Annotated in this window: 16 protein-coding genes and 1 tRNA gene; 8 read left to right on the top strand and 9 right to left on the bottom strand. The window is 47.0% G+C overall.

The features are described from left to right. Positions 1–320: ligand-binding sensor domain-containing protein (locus ACOJS8_RS06120; RefSeq protein WP_420147647.1), on the bottom strand; the 320-nt coding region annotated here is incomplete at its 3' end. Positions 321–1,309: 989 nt separating this feature from the next. Here ACOJS8_RS06120 and ACOJS8_RS06115 point away from each other — a divergent pair. Continuing rightward, positions 1,310–1,528: a hypothetical protein gene (locus tag ACOJS8_RS06115; RefSeq protein ID WP_420147646.1), complete on the top strand. Its 219-nt coding sequence runs from the start codon at positions 1,310–1,312 to the stop codon at positions 1,526–1,528. A 147-nt stretch (positions 1,529–1,675) separates the two neighbouring features. On the opposite strand, the gene ACOJS8_RS06110 is transcribed toward ACOJS8_RS06115, so the two are convergent. The 3 genes from ACOJS8_RS06110 to ACOJS8_RS06100 form a co-directional block, all read right to left on the bottom strand. Then, a complete protein-coding gene (locus ACOJS8_RS06110) occupies positions 1,676–1,885 on the bottom strand; it encodes a hypothetical protein (RefSeq protein ID WP_420147645.1) in 210 nt (69 codons plus the stop codon). 34 nt (positions 1,886–1,919) lie between these two features. Next, positions 1,920–2,792 (bottom strand): hypothetical protein, encoded by an 873-nt coding sequence (locus ACOJS8_RS06105; protein ID WP_420147644.1) that lies wholly within the window; start codon positions 2,790–2,792, stop codon positions 1,920–1,922. Between the two features lie 744 nt (positions 2,793–3,536). Next, positions 3,537–3,842, bottom strand: a complete 306-nt coding sequence (locus ACOJS8_RS06100; RefSeq protein ID WP_420147643.1) for a hypothetical protein — start codon at positions 3,840–3,842, stop codon at positions 3,537–3,539. 113 nt (positions 3,843–3,955) lie between these two features. Between ACOJS8_RS06100 and ACOJS8_RS06095 the strand changes: the two genes are divergently transcribed. Together ACOJS8_RS06095 and ACOJS8_RS06090 are read left to right on the top strand one after the other, a co-directional pair. After that, positions 3,956–4,417: a LexA family protein gene (locus ACOJS8_RS06095; RefSeq protein WP_420147642.1), complete on the top strand. Its 462-nt coding sequence runs from the start codon at positions 3,956–3,958 to the stop codon at positions 4,415–4,417. 5 nt (positions 4,418–4,422) lie between these two features. Continuing rightward, positions 4,423–5,706 (top strand): Y-family DNA polymerase, encoded by a 1,284-nt coding sequence (locus ACOJS8_RS06090; protein WP_420147649.1) that lies wholly within the window; start codon positions 4,423–4,425, stop codon positions 5,704–5,706. Positions 5,707–5,713: 7 nt separating this feature from the next. Here the strand turns inward: ACOJS8_RS06090 and ACOJS8_RS06085 are convergent, their stop codons facing one another. The 5 genes from ACOJS8_RS06085 to rpoN all read right to left on the bottom strand — a co-directional run bounded on the left by ACOJS8_RS06085 (position 5,714) and on the right by rpoN (position 10,219). After that, complete coding sequence (locus ACOJS8_RS06085) at positions 5,714–6,637, bottom strand: hypothetical protein (RefSeq protein WP_420147641.1); 924 nt, start codon at positions 6,635–6,637, stop codon at positions 5,714–5,716. A 364-nt stretch (positions 6,638–7,001) separates the two neighbouring features. After that, positions 7,002–7,075 (bottom strand) — tRNA-Arg (locus ACOJS8_RS06080). 65 nt (positions 7,076–7,140) lie between these two features. Further along, positions 7,141–7,938, bottom strand: a complete 798-nt coding sequence (locus ACOJS8_RS06075) for an enoyl-CoA hydratase/isomerase family protein (protein ID WP_420147640.1) — start codon at positions 7,936–7,938, stop codon at positions 7,141–7,143. Between the two features lie 97 nt (positions 7,939–8,035). Beyond that, positions 8,036–8,674 carry a hypothetical protein gene (locus tag ACOJS8_RS06070; protein WP_420147639.1) on the bottom strand — a complete coding sequence of 213 codons (639 nt, stop codon included), beginning with the start codon at positions 8,672–8,674 and terminating at the stop codon, positions 8,036–8,038. 99 nt (positions 8,675–8,773) lie between these two features. Continuing rightward, on the bottom strand, positions 8,774–10,219 hold the full coding sequence (rpoN, locus tag ACOJS8_RS06065) for an RNA polymerase factor sigma-54 (RefSeq protein ID WP_420147638.1): 1,446 nt from the start codon (positions 10,217–10,219) through the stop codon (positions 8,774–8,776). 147 nt (positions 10,220–10,366) lie between these two features. Here rpoN and ACOJS8_RS06060 point away from each other — a divergent pair, with 147 nt between their 5' ends. From ACOJS8_RS06060 to ACOJS8_RS06040, 5 genes are all read left to right on the top strand, one after another. Beyond that, a complete protein-coding gene (locus ACOJS8_RS06060; RefSeq protein WP_420147637.1) occupies positions 10,367–11,857 on the top strand; it encodes a nicotinate phosphoribosyltransferase in 1,491 nt (496 codons plus the stop codon). A 108-nt stretch (positions 11,858–11,965) separates the two neighbouring features. After that, entirely contained in the window at positions 11,966–12,715 is a 750-nt protein-coding gene (locus ACOJS8_RS06055; protein WP_420147636.1) for an HAD family hydrolase, read from the top strand. 40 nt (positions 12,716–12,755) lie between these two features. Continuing rightward, the gene (locus ACOJS8_RS06050; protein WP_420147635.1) at positions 12,756–13,901 is read left to right on the top strand and encodes a TIGR03364 family FAD-dependent oxidoreductase; all 1,146 of its coding nucleotides are present in this window, start codon (positions 12,756–12,758) and stop codon (positions 13,899–13,901) included. 154 nt (positions 13,902–14,055) lie between these two features. Next, complete coding sequence (locus tag ACOJS8_RS06045; protein ID WP_420147634.1) at positions 14,056–17,388, top strand: SusC/RagA family TonB-linked outer membrane protein; 3,333 nt, start codon at positions 14,056–14,058, stop codon at positions 17,386–17,388. 49 nt (positions 17,389–17,437) lie between these two features. Then, complete coding sequence (locus tag ACOJS8_RS06040) at positions 17,438–18,952, top strand: SusD/RagB family nutrient-binding outer membrane lipoprotein (protein WP_420147633.1); 1,515 nt, start codon at positions 17,438–17,440, stop codon at positions 18,950–18,952. The last annotated feature ends 11 nt before the right edge of the window (positions 18,953–18,963 follow it).

Here is an 18,963-nt window from a genome sequence, read left to right as displayed (position 1 = left end):
ATCTGTGTTTTACCTTCCGCATACGGGCCCATGAGCCACAAAAGGCCATCGGTGTCCTGGGCAATGGACTTTATCTCATCGAAGTCGAGCCCGTTACGTTCTTTTAGGTAAGTAGTGAATTTCAGCCCATCGAATCGGTTTAAACCAAACTTGGTGCCGAACCACATAAAGCCCCGCCGGTCCTGAAAAATGGCGTTAACTTCCCGATGCGACAAGCCGTTTTCAGGACCGTAGTGTTGGACGGATGCAGTAAATTGCTGGGCCTCAGCCACCGAACAAAGGCAAAACAGTATTCTCAGGATAAAGCTTACAGCTTTCAATTTTAATTATAAAGAGGTACGCTACGCACTGAATTAGCTAGTTCGTTCAGTATTGTTAATTTCTTGCATATTAACCTAAGCTATATAGAATAGAGGCTGTTTAGGATAATAAAAAGACTTTCAAAAAAGAGCGAAATTTGAACTGGGCCGCCGGTGCGGTTTGCTTTCATTTTTCTTCTGCACTGCGTCCGCCCTTTTGTGAAAAGTTAGTGGGAAGACTCTACTTTTCAACCGATCGCTTTTGGGGGAAGCTTACAAGTTGTATAAGTATTTTCAATAAAAATTTACTCATTGACACTTAGCAATACTATAGAGTATGGATGGTAAGAATAGCCTTTTCGCTATTTTAAAACTTGGCCAATCATGAATAAGAGACCTACTTAGTACAAGCCGTTAACTTTCAATATGGCCAAATTGCAGAAGCGGGCAACGAACTGGATAAAATTCATGCAATGATATACATTGAAGGGTGCAACCCTGAACTTCATAGCACCGGCATTCAGACAAGTCGAGTCAATCCGCATAGATCAAAGGTGCATATAGAATTATATCGAAAGCTGATTGAATGGGAGCGGGCAATCCTTTCAGCTGCTAGGCGATTGACAGGCCGGAGTCAAGCAGTTACACCTTTCGAATTAATTGCTGAAGTGGACCGTGCTCAATCTCCCTTACTCACCCTGGACAATGCATTTGCGTTTTTCCTGGCTTATAAGCAGTCGCAGATTAGTTTATTAGACAATACACAGAGATCACCGGATCTGATCAGTCCTCAACTGTTTGAGAGTTACAGTAAACGTTGGATGTGGGTAAGCCGATACTTAGAACGTCAACGTAATCCTGCCTTACTACTAGTAAGCGTTGATGCGTCATTTGTGCAAACCTTTTACTATCACCTTTGTCAGTAACTAGGGGCCTTCTATGCTACTCAGGTTATAAAGCTAGTCACTGAAGTTTGTCAATGGACACTAAATGAAACAGAATAAATTTTAATGGTTCGATCTATGGGGCTGGCTTCTTACGTATTGAACAAAATAGGCCCCATGGATCAGGCTAACAAGCGCATGGTCGACCACGGCGAGAAGATCATAAATGAGCAGCAGAAAATAGCCCTCTATACGTGCCAGACGGATCTGTTGAAAGAGCGCATTGTTCAGTACGAGGTAGCTTTCTCGGCTGATCATTATAACCATGAGCAGAGGTTGAATTAAAAAAAGCACTACCTGAATGTAAGTTTTTCAGGTAGTGCTTTTAGTAGAGATATATTTTGGGGTTGACTTAGGTGTCTATATGACACTTTCTATTTTATATAGAACTCTTTCTAAGAAATGAAAATGAAACAAAAAAGGCAGCTATTATTAATAAGCCATTACAGACTTTTTAATGGTGCCTATTTTTTCCATTTCTTCGTCGTTAAAAGTAGTAACTTCAGTCTCCACTACGTCGCCATTATCTTTGCGAGCACTAACCAGAACGGTATCGTCTCCTTTCGATTTAACTATTAGTTGGCTTGGGTGGGAACCAGTTAAAGCTTTAGAAAACAGCATTTTAATCAGATCAGTTATCATAAGCCGGTTCTGTTGTTTATAAAAAAACAAAGGTCTAGATTTTATGTTTAAAAACCACTAATGTATTGTAAATACCTGAGGCTACCCCTTTTAATAGTTGCACATCATATATACGATGGAATGCCCCCATACTATTGCTGTCTACACATAAAAATCCTATTATACTATTTTTAGTATGACTTGCTTGACTAATCCGACTAATAGGAGGAGATATAGCTATAACAATTCCGCTTTTGTATTTAAGTGGCCATTGGTGCCATCTCATTAGTGGATTCATCTTGGCTGGTTTTTGGTCGCATACATCAAACATCGTACTCTGGAAGTCATAGTCAAAAGGCAGATAATTGTTGAAGTAGAACCGCTCTGTATTAGCAAAAGCCTCTCTGTAAGCTGTATTACGAATAAGTTCATGAAAAACGCCTTTTTCCTTGGCTTTATCATCAAGACTACTTCTGTCAGTAGACGAATTTTTGTCCCTGCATAGTGTTATGAAAGAGACTATTTTATGAGGTTCGTTTCCTGTCTCTTGCATTATTTTGATAGAAACAGCACAGGTCGTTTCTGTAATTTTAGTGAAAGCATCGCTCAATGAATCGCATAAACTGTTAAATCTCATCAAAAACTTTTCGTTGTCTATGCTATTAATATCCGTTAAGGAGTGAATTTCTTCGAATCCTCGGTTAAGGTCATTCAACGCGTTTGCATAACGCGTTTTTCGTTTCATAGCTCCTGTGGTGAATACGTAAGCACCAAAGTAATATAAACCGAAAAAACTAATACTTACAACCGCAATTTGAGTTTCTGAAGCAAATCGGGCTAAGTACTGGTTCCCCGCCTGCCATAAACCAACTACACCTGAAGCAACGCCAATAAAGCTTCCAAGATAGGTTACTACTGTTTTTAACATTCAAGAAAGAGGGATAGAACAATATAAATAAGCCTATTTGTTTCTTTTATTAACCCTTTGCTAATAGTTGATTTATCAAACGGTTTATTTCTGCCAATGAACCTAGGCGCCCCTGTTATCTATATTACCCCGATTATTGTCTCCCATGAATTACCCAAACGTATTAAATATACTATTCTATTACAATGGGGTATTTCCCGTATCTACTGAGGTTTGTAAAATATAGTACTTCTTATACTCTCTTTACCATGCACTATTACGTCGAACAGCTACTTATTGCTTATCATCAATTGCCAGATTACCGTCAGGGTCGACGTAAGTGAGTGTAGCAGCATAATATAATACGGGCTAGTGCGCAGAAAAGCATTGCCTCCATGTCTTATCAGGGCTACAGAGCCAACTACCCCTATAATGCATCAGACCCGTAGAGATGCCTATGAAACTAAAGGGTGACTAGAGGCTAGGTTAGTCCTGGCAAAAACTGTCTTTTAAGCACTGAAACGAGATACAACAAGGACAAAAAACTACAGAGACAAAAAACGGCTTTTTCTCTTTTTGTCTATTTTATGCACAGGCCATTATGGGTAGCTGTGGATAAGTGAAAAAAGGGGTGTATAGGGAGCCTTTTTCTGGGGCACAGGTTAACTAAAAACCCTTTTATATACGTCTTTTGAGTACGTTGAGTACGTTCTATTCCCTCCTTTATGCTACTCTTTTGCCAGTTCTGCTAGGTAGGCGTATAGACTAATCATAATGCCGCCTTTTATTCTCGTTCCGAACCTGTTTTTTCGCACTTCGTAGCTGCTCCTGGGCTGTATCGGCTAGATACTGCAACCGTTCTACTACAATGGCAAACTCGCTGACAGCCTTCTCAAGATTAAACTCGCTTCGGGGAATGCGCATTACGCCATACGCAGGGGGCAGCACGGAGGTAAGCCGAGGGGATAGCTGAACATGGATATAGTCGCCTGGTTCGGGCACCAGCACATCCTCCACAAAATCTAGCTTACGAACTGCCAGTATCATCTTCCCTATTTCCTTGTTTGCCATGGCTATACTAACAAGAAATGCCCCTAAATGTCTTACTATTTTATTCTTTACTTGTATTATATATAACATTTGTATTATACTCGCGGTTTGATGCCTTACCAGCTGACACCGATATGATAGAACCCGATGACCAAATACATGCAAAAGACGTGTTTCATGCCCTGGTAAAGCGAAAACATGCCATTCCCTTTTTCTCCTACTATGTACAGGCAGGGTTTCCTTCACCCGCTGAAAACTACATTGAACGAGTACTGAGCCTGGACGATCTGTGTATCTATCATCAGGAAGCTACGTTTTTCCTTCGTGTCGGTAGTGATAGCATGATTGGCGACCGGATCGACAAAGGCGACTGGATTCTGATGGATTGCTTTTACTGTTCGCCCGAGGTTACCCATAACCGCATTGTTGTAGTACAATTGGGTGAAGACTTCGCCGTCAAGCGCATCAAATATGTGGATGAGAACTTACTGACTCTGGAATCCTCCAATCCAAAATACCCGCCTATATACGTCCATAAAGGGGATAAGTTCATGGTCTGTGGTCTTGTTACGTTCGCCTTTCAAAAATTCATCTAGCCATGCTGTACGGACTGGTCGATGCCAACGCCTTCTATGTTTCCTGTGAACGTAGTTTTCAGCCTCGATTGGAGGGAAAAGCGGTTATTGTGCTCTCTAACCGCGATGGTTGCGTGGTGGCAAGAAGTGACCAGGCGAAGGCCATCGGGGTAAAAATGGGGCAACCCTTTTTCGAGCTGGAAGAACTTCGCAAGCAGCATGAGATTGAAGTCTTCTCCTCAAACTATGCGCTGTACGGGGATATGTCATCCAGACTCATGAGTACGTTAACGCATTTCGTTGAAGATGTGGAGGTGTATAGCATTGATGAGGCTTTTATTCTGGCTAGTGGCTACGAAGGCATTTACCCAACTGTTCGGGGACTGGGTGAATCCATTCGAAAGACCGTCGCTCAGTGGCTACGTATACCCGTATCGGTTGGGTTTGCTCCGACAAAAACATTGGCCAAAATCGCCAATAAACTAGCGAAGGCAAGACCCGAACTGAACAGCGTTTGTGTACTGGATACGGAGGAGGTTATTTCGCAGGCGCTGAATGATTTTCCAATCAAAGACCTTTGGGGCGTTGGTGGACGGTATACAGCCATGCTCAAACGGAACGGCATTACAACCGCGGCCCAGCTTAGCGATGCTCCCGACGAATGGATCAACAAGGTCATGACCGTAAATGGGCTCAGGCTGGTGCATGAACTCAGGGGATTCCCCTGCAAATTCTTAGAGGTAAGCCAACCTGCTAAAAAGGCAATCCTGACGGCTCCCTCATTCGGAAAGCTAGTGCCTGACCTGGAAACGATTACTGATGCGCTCACCTCGTATTTGACCCGGGCCTGTGAAAAGCTTCGCAAGCAGGATTCTTTATGTGGGGCTCTAACGGTATTCCTGCATACAGATCGCTACCGGCGAACACCTCATAACGGTCTACCTGCCAAGCAATATAGTAATAGCATAACAATACCACTCCCTCATCCAACATCAGCAACTACGGAACTGCTCAAGTACGCAGTGTCTGGCCTGAAAGCTATTTTTCGCTACGGCTATAACTATCAGAAAGTGAGTATAATGCTCACAGACTTAGTTCCTGGAGATTATCGGCAAAAGGGCTTGTTTGTCGAGGGACCCAACGAGAAGATGATGCAGTTGTCAAGTGTAGTAGACAAACTAAATAAGCGATACGGTCAGGATAAGCTTAGGCTTGCTTCGCAGCTATACAATCCGGAGTGGCCGATGAAGCAGAATTACCTTAGTAAGCGCTACACAACGCGCTGGGGTGAGATAATGGAGGTGAAGTAAGATAAACTTATCTTAAGTGTGAAGTGCAATGTGGGCAACGAATTGCCGAAACACTAATTTTTTCATTACAAAATGGGCAGCGACCCGTAAACGCTATTAATTTCGTCATTTCAGCCGCTCTATCCTTTTCGCGTGCTTTCGCTATTTCTTTGTCTTGCCGCGCATATTCTTTTTCTTGAAAAGCACCTGATTTATCTCGTATTATACTCCATAAATCTCTCCCAGTCCTTTCGGCTTCTCTGCGGGCTGACTCAAGAGCTCTTTCTTTATTATTTAAGTGCCTTTGAAAGAAGTCATCGGCACCTTTTTTGAAGTTGAGTATCTTAGTCTTATTAAGCGAGTATGTTCGAAGTTCCTCTTCTAATTGCTTAATTTCTAATGGCCACAGAAGCTCATAGATGATGCGCTGGCCGTCTGTAACAGCAAACGGATCGTGTTCTTCTCGATTGGTTATCTCCCAAAAATAACTAGCATAGTCTTTTAATCCATTGGTATATAGAGACATAAAGTTTGTGTCAATTCTGCTAGCATATTCTTCTTTTGAACTGGCTACAGAACTGGTCAAATAATTGTTGACTTGGTTTTCTTCATCAATCAACTCTAAGCTGCCTCTATATCTATTTCCTATAATACATTTCTGAACGATGGTTAGAATATTTAAAGAGTTTTCGCAACTTGTTAATTTATTGTCATCTACTTGCAGGTAGAAAATAAATGGCACCACTCCCAGAAAAAAGGCTAGCGTGATGTATAGAAAAATAAAGCCGGCAATAGCAAGTCCCAATGTAGCACCATCGTCTGTATGAAAAAGGACTAAATAGGCATCAATAATAAAAATGACTATCCAGAAATATTTCCAAAACGATACCCAATAGAGGATTTTAGGCAGCCCCTGGGTTAGGTTTAGTTCTTTAATTTGGATGTCTTCCACCTCCGCCTTAATGTGTTATTATAAATTACAGATTTAAGCTAACAAAGCAGTTTAACTACTCGCACAAATTCTAGTTTAGTAGAATTAAAACTCTCTGACCCTTATATTAATTAAACTTGAAGCGTGTGATATTACTTATAGATAGCCCACTACTGGTTTGTGTCTCATAATCCTGCAGGTTAATAGAATCATTCACTGTACTAAGTTAAGGTAGTGTAATGGGACAGATCTATAGAAGTTGAGACTGGATTATGCCTTTTCAGATATAGCCATCACTCTGAAAATAAATAGCCGTGTATGCAAAAACGTATGCAAAAAAAAAGCCACTTACTACATTTCTGCTTGTAAGTGGCTGATAATCAAGTGCACTCGTAGGGATTCGAACCCCAAACCTCCTGATCCGTAGTCAGGTGCTCTATCCAATTGAGCTACGAATGCATTGCTCTATGGCGTTCCCGTCGATTGGGAGTGCAAAAGTAGGTAGAAAAAGGAGTACTGTCAACTTATTTTCCCAGAAAATTTGCTTTGCGCTTCATCAGAAAGGCGCCAATTCCTTCGGTAGCATCCGCAGATCGACCTAAACCATCCTGACTATCAGCTTCCTGCTCAAGCTGATGTTCGAGATTGGAGTAGAGCGACTGGTTTAATACGTGTTTCATCGCACCAATAGCACGAGTGGGTGCGGTGGCATAATACCCTGCTACGTTATTCACCGCCGTATCTAGTTCGTCTGCTGGCACCGATTGATTTACCAGGCCTAATTGAGCCGCTTCAGGACCGTACACACGCCGACCGGTGCTGCATAACTCGAATGCCCGTTGCGGGCCAATCAGTCGGGGTAAAAAGAAAGTTGAACCTGCATCAGGCATCAGGCCAATGTTCACAAAAATCTGACTGAAATACGCTTCATTCGCGCAAATCACTACGTCGCAGGCTAGTGCAAGGGAACAGCCCGCTCCTGCCGCTACGCCATTGATACGGCCGATCACGGGTTTGGGAAGGTTGCGAATGGCCTGAATCATTGGATGATACGTCGTCCGCAAGGATTCTCCCAGCTTCAACGCTCCGCCTGACGAGGCCGCCTGCACAACACCTTCTTTTAAATCAGCTCCGGAAGAAAATGCTTTTTCACCTGCGCCCGTAATCACAATGACGCGCACCTGGTCGTCCTCAGCAGCGGTTTCTATGGCACCCGTTATATCGCGAATCAGACCGGGACTCAGGGCATTATAAACTTGCGGTCGGTTTAGCGTGATTCGACAAACTGCATTTGTTACGTCGTAAAGAAGGTTTTCGTACATACTTATTGGGTTTAAACACAGAGCCACAGAGAACACAAAGTATCAAATTTTACAAATTCATCTTTTTGTGTTCTCTGTGGCTCTGTGTTTTATTAAATCACATAAACCAGTATACTGTCAGCAAACTAATGCTGAGCCCAAGCGTGAGACCAGCACTTACCTGCACTGGCGTATGCGCGTTGAGTTTAAGGCGGGCGCTGGATATAAACCCGGTCAGCAGCACCAGTAAAGTCAACGGTGCAAACAGTTCTGTTATACCAAATTTTAGCATAATACTGGCGAGTGCGCCCAGAACACCCCCAATGCCAACACCATGCGCGCTGATCTGCCAGGTAAGGCTAATGACGCCTACCAGCAGAATGGACAGGGCAATGCTGCCAATCAGTAGACCAATTTCGGGAGCGAGTGTCGAAACCAGCTGCATCCGAAACATAAACAGATAGGCGACAAAAAAATAGATTATGGCCGTCATAAAATAAGGTAAACGACGGTCTTGCAGGTTGGTTAATTCCAGATTCCGGACGTAACCAACCCGTACGAGGTAATAAATCAGTAAAGAGGGTACCATGAATGTACCCACGAAGATCAGTATAAGCAAACTGAGTCGTAAGGAGTTGGAGAACGCATCCATTCCCAACACACTGGGTACCTGAAACAACAGTACTCCAAACAGCCATGTCGGCATCAGGAGCGGATGGCAAACAACCGACAGAAAATGGGCAAACCGGATACTCAAAATAGTAAAGTCGATGGTCGACAATCGATCGTTAAGAGTGGCGCAAAGATACTAATGGCTAATAACTAACCGCACGGCAGACCGTGGCGATCAGCTATTTTAAAGCTCCTTGCGTAGTCGGGCAACAGGAATATTGAGTTGTTCACGGTATTTGGCAACGGTACGTCGGGCAATGTTGTAACCCCGGTCGTTCAGGATTTTCTCAAGTTTATCGTCCGACAGCGGATGAAGCTTAGGCTCTGCATCGATCAACTCTTTCAGAATATTTTTCACTTCGCGGCTACTCACATCCTCACCCGTATCTGTTGCAATTCCTTCCGAGAAAAAGTATTTCAACGGATAAATCCCGAATTCGGTCTGAATAGCTTTACTATTCGCCACCCGCGATACAGTCGATACGTCCATGTCAATCAACGTAGCAATATCCTTCAGAATCATCGGCCTAAGCCGGGATTCGTCGCCCGTTAGAAAAAAGTCGTACTGAAACTGCACAATCGCGTTCATGGTACGGAGTAGGGTTTGCTGGCGTTGCTTGATGGCATCGATAAACCACTTGGCAGCATCCAGTTTCTGCTTCACAAACGATACCGTTTCTTTCAGGCTTTTATTCTGTTTCTTGCTCTTGTCGTACGTATCGAGCATGTCGGCAAACGAACGACTGATACGTAGTTCAGGCGCATTTTTTGAATTGAGCGTCAGTTCCAGCTTACCATTGTTGTTGGTCAGGATAAAGTCAGCAATCAGATACTGAACATTTCCTGACTCGCCCTCAACGGAGCCTGGCTTCGGATTTAGCCTGATAATAACATCGACTACTTTTTTGAGCGACTCATCGCTGATGTTCAGTCGGCGCTGAATTTTGTCGTAATGCTTTCGGGAAAATTCATCGAAAAATTCTTCAATGATACGGATGGCCAGCGATACGCAGGAATCATTCTGATCTTTACGCCGAAGTTGCAGTAACAGGCACTCCTGAAGATCGCGGGCGGCAATACCCGGCGGATCGAACGACTGAATTTTGTGCAGTACGGCTTCTACTTCGTCGGCATCGGTAAAGATATTCTGGGAAAATGCCAGGTCGTTTACAATAGCCTGTATGGATCGGCGAATGTAGCCATCGGCCTCAATGCTGCCAATAAGTTGCAGGCCAATGATACGTTGCTCTTCGGTTAAGTTCAGGTAACCAAACTGCTGCATCAGCGAATCGATCAAACTCGAACTGGTCGCCAGCGGAATGTCGCGGTCTTCCTCACTGTAATTGCCATCGCCCTGCATCTTGTACCCGGCATAGTCCTCATCCCGAATGTAACTGTCGATATCCAGGTCGTCGTCGCGCTCTTTATAGTCGTCCAGCTCATCAAACGGGTCGTCCTGCTTCTGGTCATAGTCCTCATCCATTCCTTCTTCCAGAGCCGGGTTTATTTCCAGCTCTTCTTCAATTCGGGTATCCAGTTCGGCTGTTGGAATCTGCAATAGCTTGATGAACTGAATCTGCTGGGGAGACAGCTTCTGTTGAAGAGACTGGGAAAGACTTAATTTCTGCATGACAATGCTATCAGTTAATCCGTTACGTTGAGTCGGTTAGCAAACGGGCAAAATGCCCTGCGCAAATATCAGACCAAAGTAATCAGATTTTTGTTTTTATACGCATGAATTTTTCAGAAAGTGAGTTCGTATACTACCTTCGTAGTTATGACGAATAAGCTTTACGGAACCTCATTAAGCCTGCTGACCGATCTGTACCAGATAACGATGGCTTATGGCTATTGGAAATCAAATACGGCTGAAAAAAAAGCTGTCTTTAACCTCTATTTTCGAAAAAATCCATTCAATGGGGGCTTTACCATTGCCTGCGGATTAGCGAATGTGATTGGCTACATCGAAAATTTTGGATTCTCCAAAAAAGATCTGCGGTACCTACGTAGCATGACCGGTAATGATGGAAAACCGTTGTTCGAGGAAGGGTTTCTGACGTATCTCGCCGATCTGAAACTTACGTGTGACATAGAAGCCGTTCCGGAAGGAACAGTCGTGTTTCCGAATGAACCGCTCGTTCGGGTGCACGGCCCGATTCTGCAATGTCAACTGCTTGAAACTCCCCTGCTCAATCTGATAAATTTCGAATCGCTGATTGCCACAAAAGCGGCCCGATTGCGGCTGGTCGTCGAAAACGATACGTTGCTGGAGTTTGGCCTGCGCCGGGCACAGGGCGTAGATGGCGGCATGACTGCCAGTCGGGCGGCTTACATTGGCGGCTGCGATGCTACGTCGAATGTGCTGGCGGGTAAGCTGTACGACGTACCGGTTCGGGGGACTCACGCACACAGCTGGGTGATGTCGTTCGACGACGAGCAACAGGCTTTCGATACGTATGCCCGCGTACTGCCTAACAACGTAACGTTGCTGGTCGATACGTATGACTCCTTACAGGGCGTTCGGCACGCGATCAAAACCGGACGTATGCTGGAGCAGCAGGGCCATAAACTGGCCGCCATCCGGCTCGATTCCGGCGACCTGGCTTACCTGAGTATCGAAGCGCGTAAACTTCTGGATGAAGCTGGTTTTCAGAATACCGCTATCGTCGCCAGCAATGATCTGGACGAAACAATTATTGCCAGCCTGAAACAACAGGGATCAAAAATTACTATCTGGGGTGTCGGTACCAAGCTTGTCACGGCTTTTGATCAGCCAGCCCTGGGGGGCGTTTATAAACTGGCCGCTTTACAGCATGAGCCTTCAGGGCCCTGGGAATACAAAATGAAACTATCGGAACAGGCCATCAAGATTTCGACACCCGGCATTCAGCAGGTGCGACGGTTTCGGGATGAAAATGGTTTTCTGGCCGACATGATTTATGATTCGGAAAAGAACAGTTTGAACACTGAAACGACCGACAAGCCAACCGTTATGATTGATCCGTTGGACTTTACCAAACGTCGGCGTTTCGATCCTAAACAACCTTACGAAGATTTATTGGTACCTGTTTTTCGGGCGGGCAAACGCGTCTATGAGTTGCCCAATATTCATGACGTACGGGCGCGGGTGAAGACCCAACTGGCCGATCTGCAGCCAGGTGTAAAGCGCTTTGTGAATCCACACCTTTATCCGGTCGGACTGGAAAAGGCGCTTCATGAGCTGAAAACCGAGCTAATCCTGAAATTACGCGAAGAGGGAGAGCCCTGAGACAATGCGTGATTTATCGATTTCTTAACGTCGAATAGCGAGAGCTTACCAAACTTTTCCGTTGTTTTACCTATCCAATCCGGCAGTCCGGTTCTAACTATCCCAATCATGCAACCTATTGAATTAGTGGTTTTTGACATGGCCGGCACGACCGTAACCGACCAGCACGAGGTTGAACGGTGCTTTGCCGAAGCTGCCGCCGAAACTGGCCTGTCCGTCTCCGACGAACGGATTCTGGCGATGCAGGGTCTCTCCAAACGCTACGTATTCGAAACCCTCTGGAAAGAACAGCTCGGGGAAGCCACCGACGTAACGCCGAAGGTAGACGTATCGTATGATGCATTCCGGCGAATCCTGGAAAATCACTACCGAACCCATGGTGCTACGCCCACCGAAGGATGCCTGGAAACGTTTGCTTTCCTGCATGAACGAGGTATCGCGATTGCGCTGACAACGGGTTTTTACCGCGTAGTAACGGATATTATTCTCCAAAAACTCGGCTGGCTAAATGGCCTGAATGAGCAACGTATCGGAACTGCTAATAGCCTGATTCAACTTTCAATTGCCAGCGATGAGGTGGAGCGCGGACGGCCCTATCCACAGATGATCGAGAAAGCCATGCGTACTTTGGGCGTTAGCAGTCCAAAAGCCGTTATCAATATTGGCGATACGCCTTCCGATCTGCTGTCGGGCCGTGCGGCTGGCGTTGCGCTCAACCTGGGCCTCACCAACGGTACTCACACCCGCGAGCAACTGGAATCCTATCCGCACGATCTACTGTTAGGCTCGCTGAAGGAACTCCCCGCCCTGATAACCGCCAGAACCAAGACGATTAATACACAGACAGCGAAGGGATAAAGGTGCACCTTTACCCCTTCGCTTGCTTCTCCTTCAACGTATGCCTTCTTACGATTTAATAGTGATTGGAGCCGGTACGCTCGGTACATTTCATGCGTATCATGCCGCTAAAGCCGGTCAGCGTGTGTTGCTGCTCGAAAAAGACCGCTATCCCATTGGGGCAACGGTCCGTAACTTCGGCCAGGTTGTTCCTTCCGGCCTGGCTGGACGATGGTTTGATTACGGTCGGCGTAGTCTGGAAATCTATCAGGAAATTCAGCAGCAAACCGACCTGACTGTCCGCCAGAACGGCACTATCTACATTGCTTCGGACGCCGACGAATGGGCATTAGCGAATGAACTGCACGACCGCTACCAACGTATCGGCTATACGAGCGAGTTACTGAGCAAAACCCAGTGTCTGGTTAAATACCCGTCGCTGCAACCCGATTACGTAGCGGGCGGCCTCTATTTTCCGCAGGAAATGAGCGTTGAGCCGGAGCAGATGATTAACCGGCTGCTGGCCTATGTTCAGCAAAAATACAGTGTCGACTATCGGCCGGGATCAGTCGTGATCGATGCTGAATCGAACAGCGCCGGAGTTACCGTAACGTTGAGCAATCGGACTCAGTTTCAGGGTGGCCGTGTTCTTATTTGCAGTGGTCATGAAGTGCGCCTGCTGTTCCCCGACGTACTGGCCGGCGCCAATTTGGTGGTCAGTAAATTACAGATGCTGCTGGCTGAACCTGTGGCGGGTCTGGAACTACCGGGCAATATTCTGACGGGCTTAACGATACGTCGGTACGAAGCGTTTCAGGAGTGCCCCTCCTACGCAAACCTACCGACACCCGATAATCTGGCCGAGCTTAAGAAATGGGGAATTCATATTCTGTTCAAACAAGCCACTGATGGGTCAATTATTGTAGGCGATTCGCATGAATATGCCAAAGCAACCGAGGCCGAAGACTTAGGCTATCACACCCAGGATTACATTAACGAGCTGATGCTGGCCGAGGCTCAACGAATTGTTACGTTCCCATTAACAATTCGAAAAACGTGGGCAGGGTTTTACAGTCAGACAAAGGACGAAATTTTCGAGTACGATGTAACCGACAACATCCACATTATCACAGGAATCGGTGGAAAAGGCATGAGTTCAGGGGCAGGCTTTGCAGAAGCAACTATTGGTCGATTTGCAACAAACTAAATAAAACGTAATTATTTGCCGATTTCATATTAAGGCATAATGAATATTCTGTCTTTTTATTGATAATACCATAAATACTACTTAATATTAACACAATAATCTTATGATACTTTTGCGATTTGATACGTAACCAACTACTTAAATTCACTGCTGTATGAAGCGTTATCTACTGCCTTCAGCGCCACCGATACGGGCTTTTAGCCGACTATCGGTGGCGTTTTTATTTTGCCTGGTGACCAGCTTAAGCGCATGGGCACAAACGATCAGCGGAACCGTTGTCGGTTCCGACGACAAAAAACCCTTACCCGGCGTATCCATCCTGGTGAAAGGAACAAACGTTGGTACCACCACTCGTGCCGACGGTACGTATAGTCTGGATGTAAAAAACGCTCCAACAGCGACCCTGGCGTTCTCATTCATCGGCTACGAAACACAGGAAGTCGCCATTGGCAACCAGTCCACTATCAACATATCGCTGTCGGCAGGAACCGCTACGTTAGGCGAAGTGGTGGTAACGGCGCTGGGTATTCAGCGGGAGAAAAAGGCGCTGGGTTACGCTACGCAGGAAATTCAGGGAAGTGCGCTGACCATTGCCCGCGAAACCAACGTAACCAACCAGTTAGCGGGTAAAGTAGCCGGCGTTACGGTAGTCGGCAGCCCGTCGGGAATTGGCGGTTCGGCGCGGGTTACGATCCGGGGTGAACGCTCAGTGGACCTCAACAAGAACCAGCCCCTTTACGTAATCGACGGTGTGCCCATATCGAACGGATTTACAGGCGGTTCGGGACGTAATAACACGGAAGTTGACTTTGGTAATGGCGCCAGCTTCATCAATCCCGACGATATTGAATCGATGAACGTATTGAAAGGCGCAGCTGCATCGGCATTGTATGGAGCGCGGGCGGCCAACGGCGTAATCGTGATTAAAACAAAGTCGGGTCGTGGTTCTAAAGGGATTGGCGTCGAAATCAATACAAATCAGACGTTCGAAACCCCGCTTGTATTGCCGAAATACCAGAACGTATACGGGCAGGGCAATGCCAACGGTGGTGATTTTGCCTTTGTGAACGGAGCCGGTGGCGGTTTGACCGACGGTACGGACGAAGCCTGGGGGCCTGCGTTTTCGCTAAACAAAAACTACCCGCAGTATAACTCGCCAAGAACGCTAAACGGCCAGCCTATCGACTATCGTGGGGGCGATCTGAACGCGCCAGCGGGTAGCGTGATTACGGCAACGCCCTGGGTTCCAGAGACGGACAATCTTAAAAAATTCCTGCAAACCGGTAACACGCACACAACGAACGTAGCGGTTACGGGCAACAACGAGATGGGTAATTTCCGATTGGCGCATACGTATTTGACCCAGAAAGGTATTGTACCCAACACCGACCTCAAACGCTACACGACTTCGTTCAGCGGAGGGTATCGCTTCACGCCCAAATTTTCGGCCAATTCGTTCGTGAGCTACATCAAAAGCAACAGCGGCAACCGCCCGTCAATCAGCTATGGTACCGAAAGTATTATGTATCTGTTCAACTGCTGGTTGCCGCCTTCCGTGGCACTCGATCCGATGAAAGATTACTGGATGCGTGGTCAGGAAGGAGTCCGTCAGTTTAGCTGGAATTACAACTATCACGATAATCCATACCTGACCGTTTATGAAAACACCAACGGCCAGCTTTATGACCGGATCATCGGGAACGTATCGCTCAAGTACGATCTGACGCCCTGGCTCAGTGTGCAGGGACGTACTGCCATCGACTATACGAACGAAAAACGAGAATACCGTCGGGCGTTCAGCACCCAGCGTTTCCCGTTCGGGCAGTATCGTGAGACGCGCATCGTGACCGAAGAACGTAACACCGATTTTCTGTTTACGGCCAATAAAGAGTTCAACACAACCTGGACAGTATCGGGTACATTCGGCGGAAACCAGCTTCAGCAAAAATCTGATTTTCTGGAAAATAACGCGGGCCAGCTGAATATTCCGGGTATCTATAACCTGACAAACTCGCGGATTCCGCTACAAACATCGCAGGCGATTACGAGCAAACGGGTGAACTCACTTTACGGATCGGCGCAGGTTGGCTTCCGTAACTACCTCTTCCTCGAACTGACGGCACGTAACGACTGGTCGAGCGCGCTGACGCTGCCGATCTACGCCCGTACATTGGGCGTTCAGGACAACTCGTATTTCTATCCATCGGCGGCTTTGAGCGCCGTGTTGAGTGATATGTTCACGCTGCCTCAATCGATTTCGTTCCTGAAAGCGCGGGTCAACTACGCGTCGGTCGGTAACGACACCGATCCGTTTACGTTCACGCAGTCGTATAACCCCAGCGACCCATTTGGCAGCAGCCAGGTGTATGGCGAAACCGACCGACTCGCCAACTTTAGCCTGAAACCCGAAATCAGCAGTTCGTTTGAGGGGGGCGTAGAACTGAAACTGTTCAAACGCCGGGTTGGACTGGACTTTTCGTATTACCTGACCAACACCCGCAACCAGATTCTGAACATTCCGCTCTCAATCACGAGTGGTTACAACAGCCGGGCTATTAACGCGGGTCTGATTCGGAACAGTGGTGTTGAAGTCGCGCTGAATCTGGTGCCTGTCGAAAAAGCCAATAGCCTGCGCTGGGCAATTGATCTGAACTTTTCGGCCAACCGAAGCAAGGTTATTGAGCTATCGGACAACATCCAGAATTTCGTCATGGCCAGCCGTGGCGTAAGCATTGAAGCACGGGTTGGTGAACGCATGGGCGATATGTACGGTATTGCGTTTGCCCGCGTTCAGAATACCGACCCAACGAAGCCGTATTACGATGCGTCGGGTCAATACGTTGGTCAGATGATCTACGCAAACGGGCGACCTGTTGCGACTACCGACCGGGTTAAACTTGGCAACTACAATCCCGATTTTCTGCTGGGTATCAACAACAGCCTGAGTTATAAAAACCTACGCCTGAGCTTCCTGTTCGACATCCGCCAGGGTGGTAAGCTTTATTCCGAAACGCAGACGGTTGGCCGCGAAGGCGGCATCATCGAAGAAACCCTCGAAGGACGCGCGAATGGATACGACCTAAGCTTGCCCGGCAACGGCGTAATCGGTCAGGGCGTAACCGTTACGTCGAATCCCGATGGCTCCAATACGTTTGCGCAAAACGACGTAAAACTCAACTCACGCCAGTGGCATACGGCCTGGACGGCCGGTCGTAACATTGCCGAAGGCGTTATGTTCGATGCGTCGTTCGTCAAACTGCGTGAGGTTCAGCTGGGCTTCTCGATTCCAGATCGTATTTGGGGAAAAGTACCGCTACGTGGCGTTACGTTGTCGCTCGTTGGCCGGAACCTGGCTGTCTGGTCGAAGGTGCCGCACGTCGACCCTGAAACGTTGTCGTATTCCGGCGGAACGGCTTTGCCCGGCATCGAGTATATGGCTATTCCAACAACACGCAGCTTCGGATTTAACCTGGGCTTGAAATTATAAGCTTGTGTAAAGGGATTTTATTCGTCCCCTCTTCAAACGAACTCCTACAATGAAATCGATAAAACTTCTTTTTACGAGCCTGGCCCTGCTGGCGTTTACGTCCTGCGACAATGGGTTTGAGGAAATCAACAACAATCCGAACGTACCAACACAGGTTTCGGCGGATTTGCTACTATCGGGCGTACTGCGGAATACCATCAATGATCAGGTAAACATGGCCTGGGGTATTGGCAACATCGTAGTGCAGCATACCGCCAAAATTCAGTTTGTGAACGAAGATCGCTACCTATGGGGTGAGCAGAACAGTGTGTGGAACAGCGTATATGGCAATATGCGTAACGTGCAGAATATCATTGATTTGGCAACGGCCAGTAATCAAAACAATTATTTAGGAATAGCGCTGGTTCTGAAATCGTGGCTGTTCTCGCTGGCTACCGATGCTTACGGCGACATTCCGTATACAGATGCGATCAAAGCTAAATCGACGGGTGTATACACTCCTAAATACGATACGCAGGAAACGGTATATACTGGTATTCTAACCGATTTGAACAAGGCCAATGAGTTGCTTGGAACCAGTAACGAAGTCGTAGCGGGCGACATTCTGTTTGGCGGTGGAACTGGTAGCCTTGCCAAATGGAAAAAATTAGCCAACTCACTACGTCTCCGCGCCCTGATGCGAATTTCCAACAAACGTAACGTAGGCGCTGACTTACAGGCAATTCTGTCTGACAACGCTAAATTCCCGATCATGGAGTCGAACGCCGATAATGCTACGTTAACGTATCTGGCAGCCGCACCCAACCAGTGGCCACTATACGGCGCTCGTGTCGGTTCGTTCGATGAATTTCGGGCTAGTAAATCGCTCGTCGACCGGCTGTCGGCGCTGAATGACCCCCGTTTACCTGTGTTTGCTCGTCCAGTCGAAAAGCCATCGGTAGCGGGAAAAGTAGAGTACGTTGGTATTCCAAACGGCCTGGGCGATACGCCCGCACTTAACTATAACGGCGGACCGCAAGGCGTGTCGCGCGTAGGGCTGCCGTTTGCCTGTCTGGTTTGCAGCACACCGGCGCCCGTACCGAACGCAGCGCGTGGCATGGTCATGACTTATGCGGAAGTTCAGTTTATTCTGGCCGAGGCTCGCGAGAAAAACCTGATCACGACGGGAAGCGCTGAAACGTATTACCTGAACGGCATTAAAGCCAATATGGATTTTTATAAATCTACTGTTCCGGCCGAATATGGTATCGACGTAACGCCAGCTGCTACGTATTACACGCAGGCAGGTGTGGCGTATACGGGCACTACCCAACAAAAGCTCGAAAAAATCGGCACGCAAAAATGGGTAGCGTTGCTATTCAACGGACTGGAAGCGTGGTTTGACTGGCGCCGAACCGGCATCCCAACCGTTACGCCCGGCCCCGACAACCTGAATAATAATAAAGTACCAGTGCGTTTCATTTATCCACGATCGGAGCAGTCGCTCAACGGACAGAACCGGAACGAAGCCGTTGCCCGTCAGGGAGCCGATGACCTTAACACGCCCGTTTGGTGGGATAAATAGTAAATGGTGTA

Origin of the sequence: Spirosoma sp., assembly GCF_048594605.1 — a bacterium.
Taxonomy (GTDB): Bacteria; Bacteroidota; Bacteroidia; order Cytophagales; family Spirosomataceae; genus Spirosoma.
The sequence above is the reverse complement of the archived record's forward strand: the minus strand, read 5'-3'. Positions and strand labels throughout refer to the sequence as shown.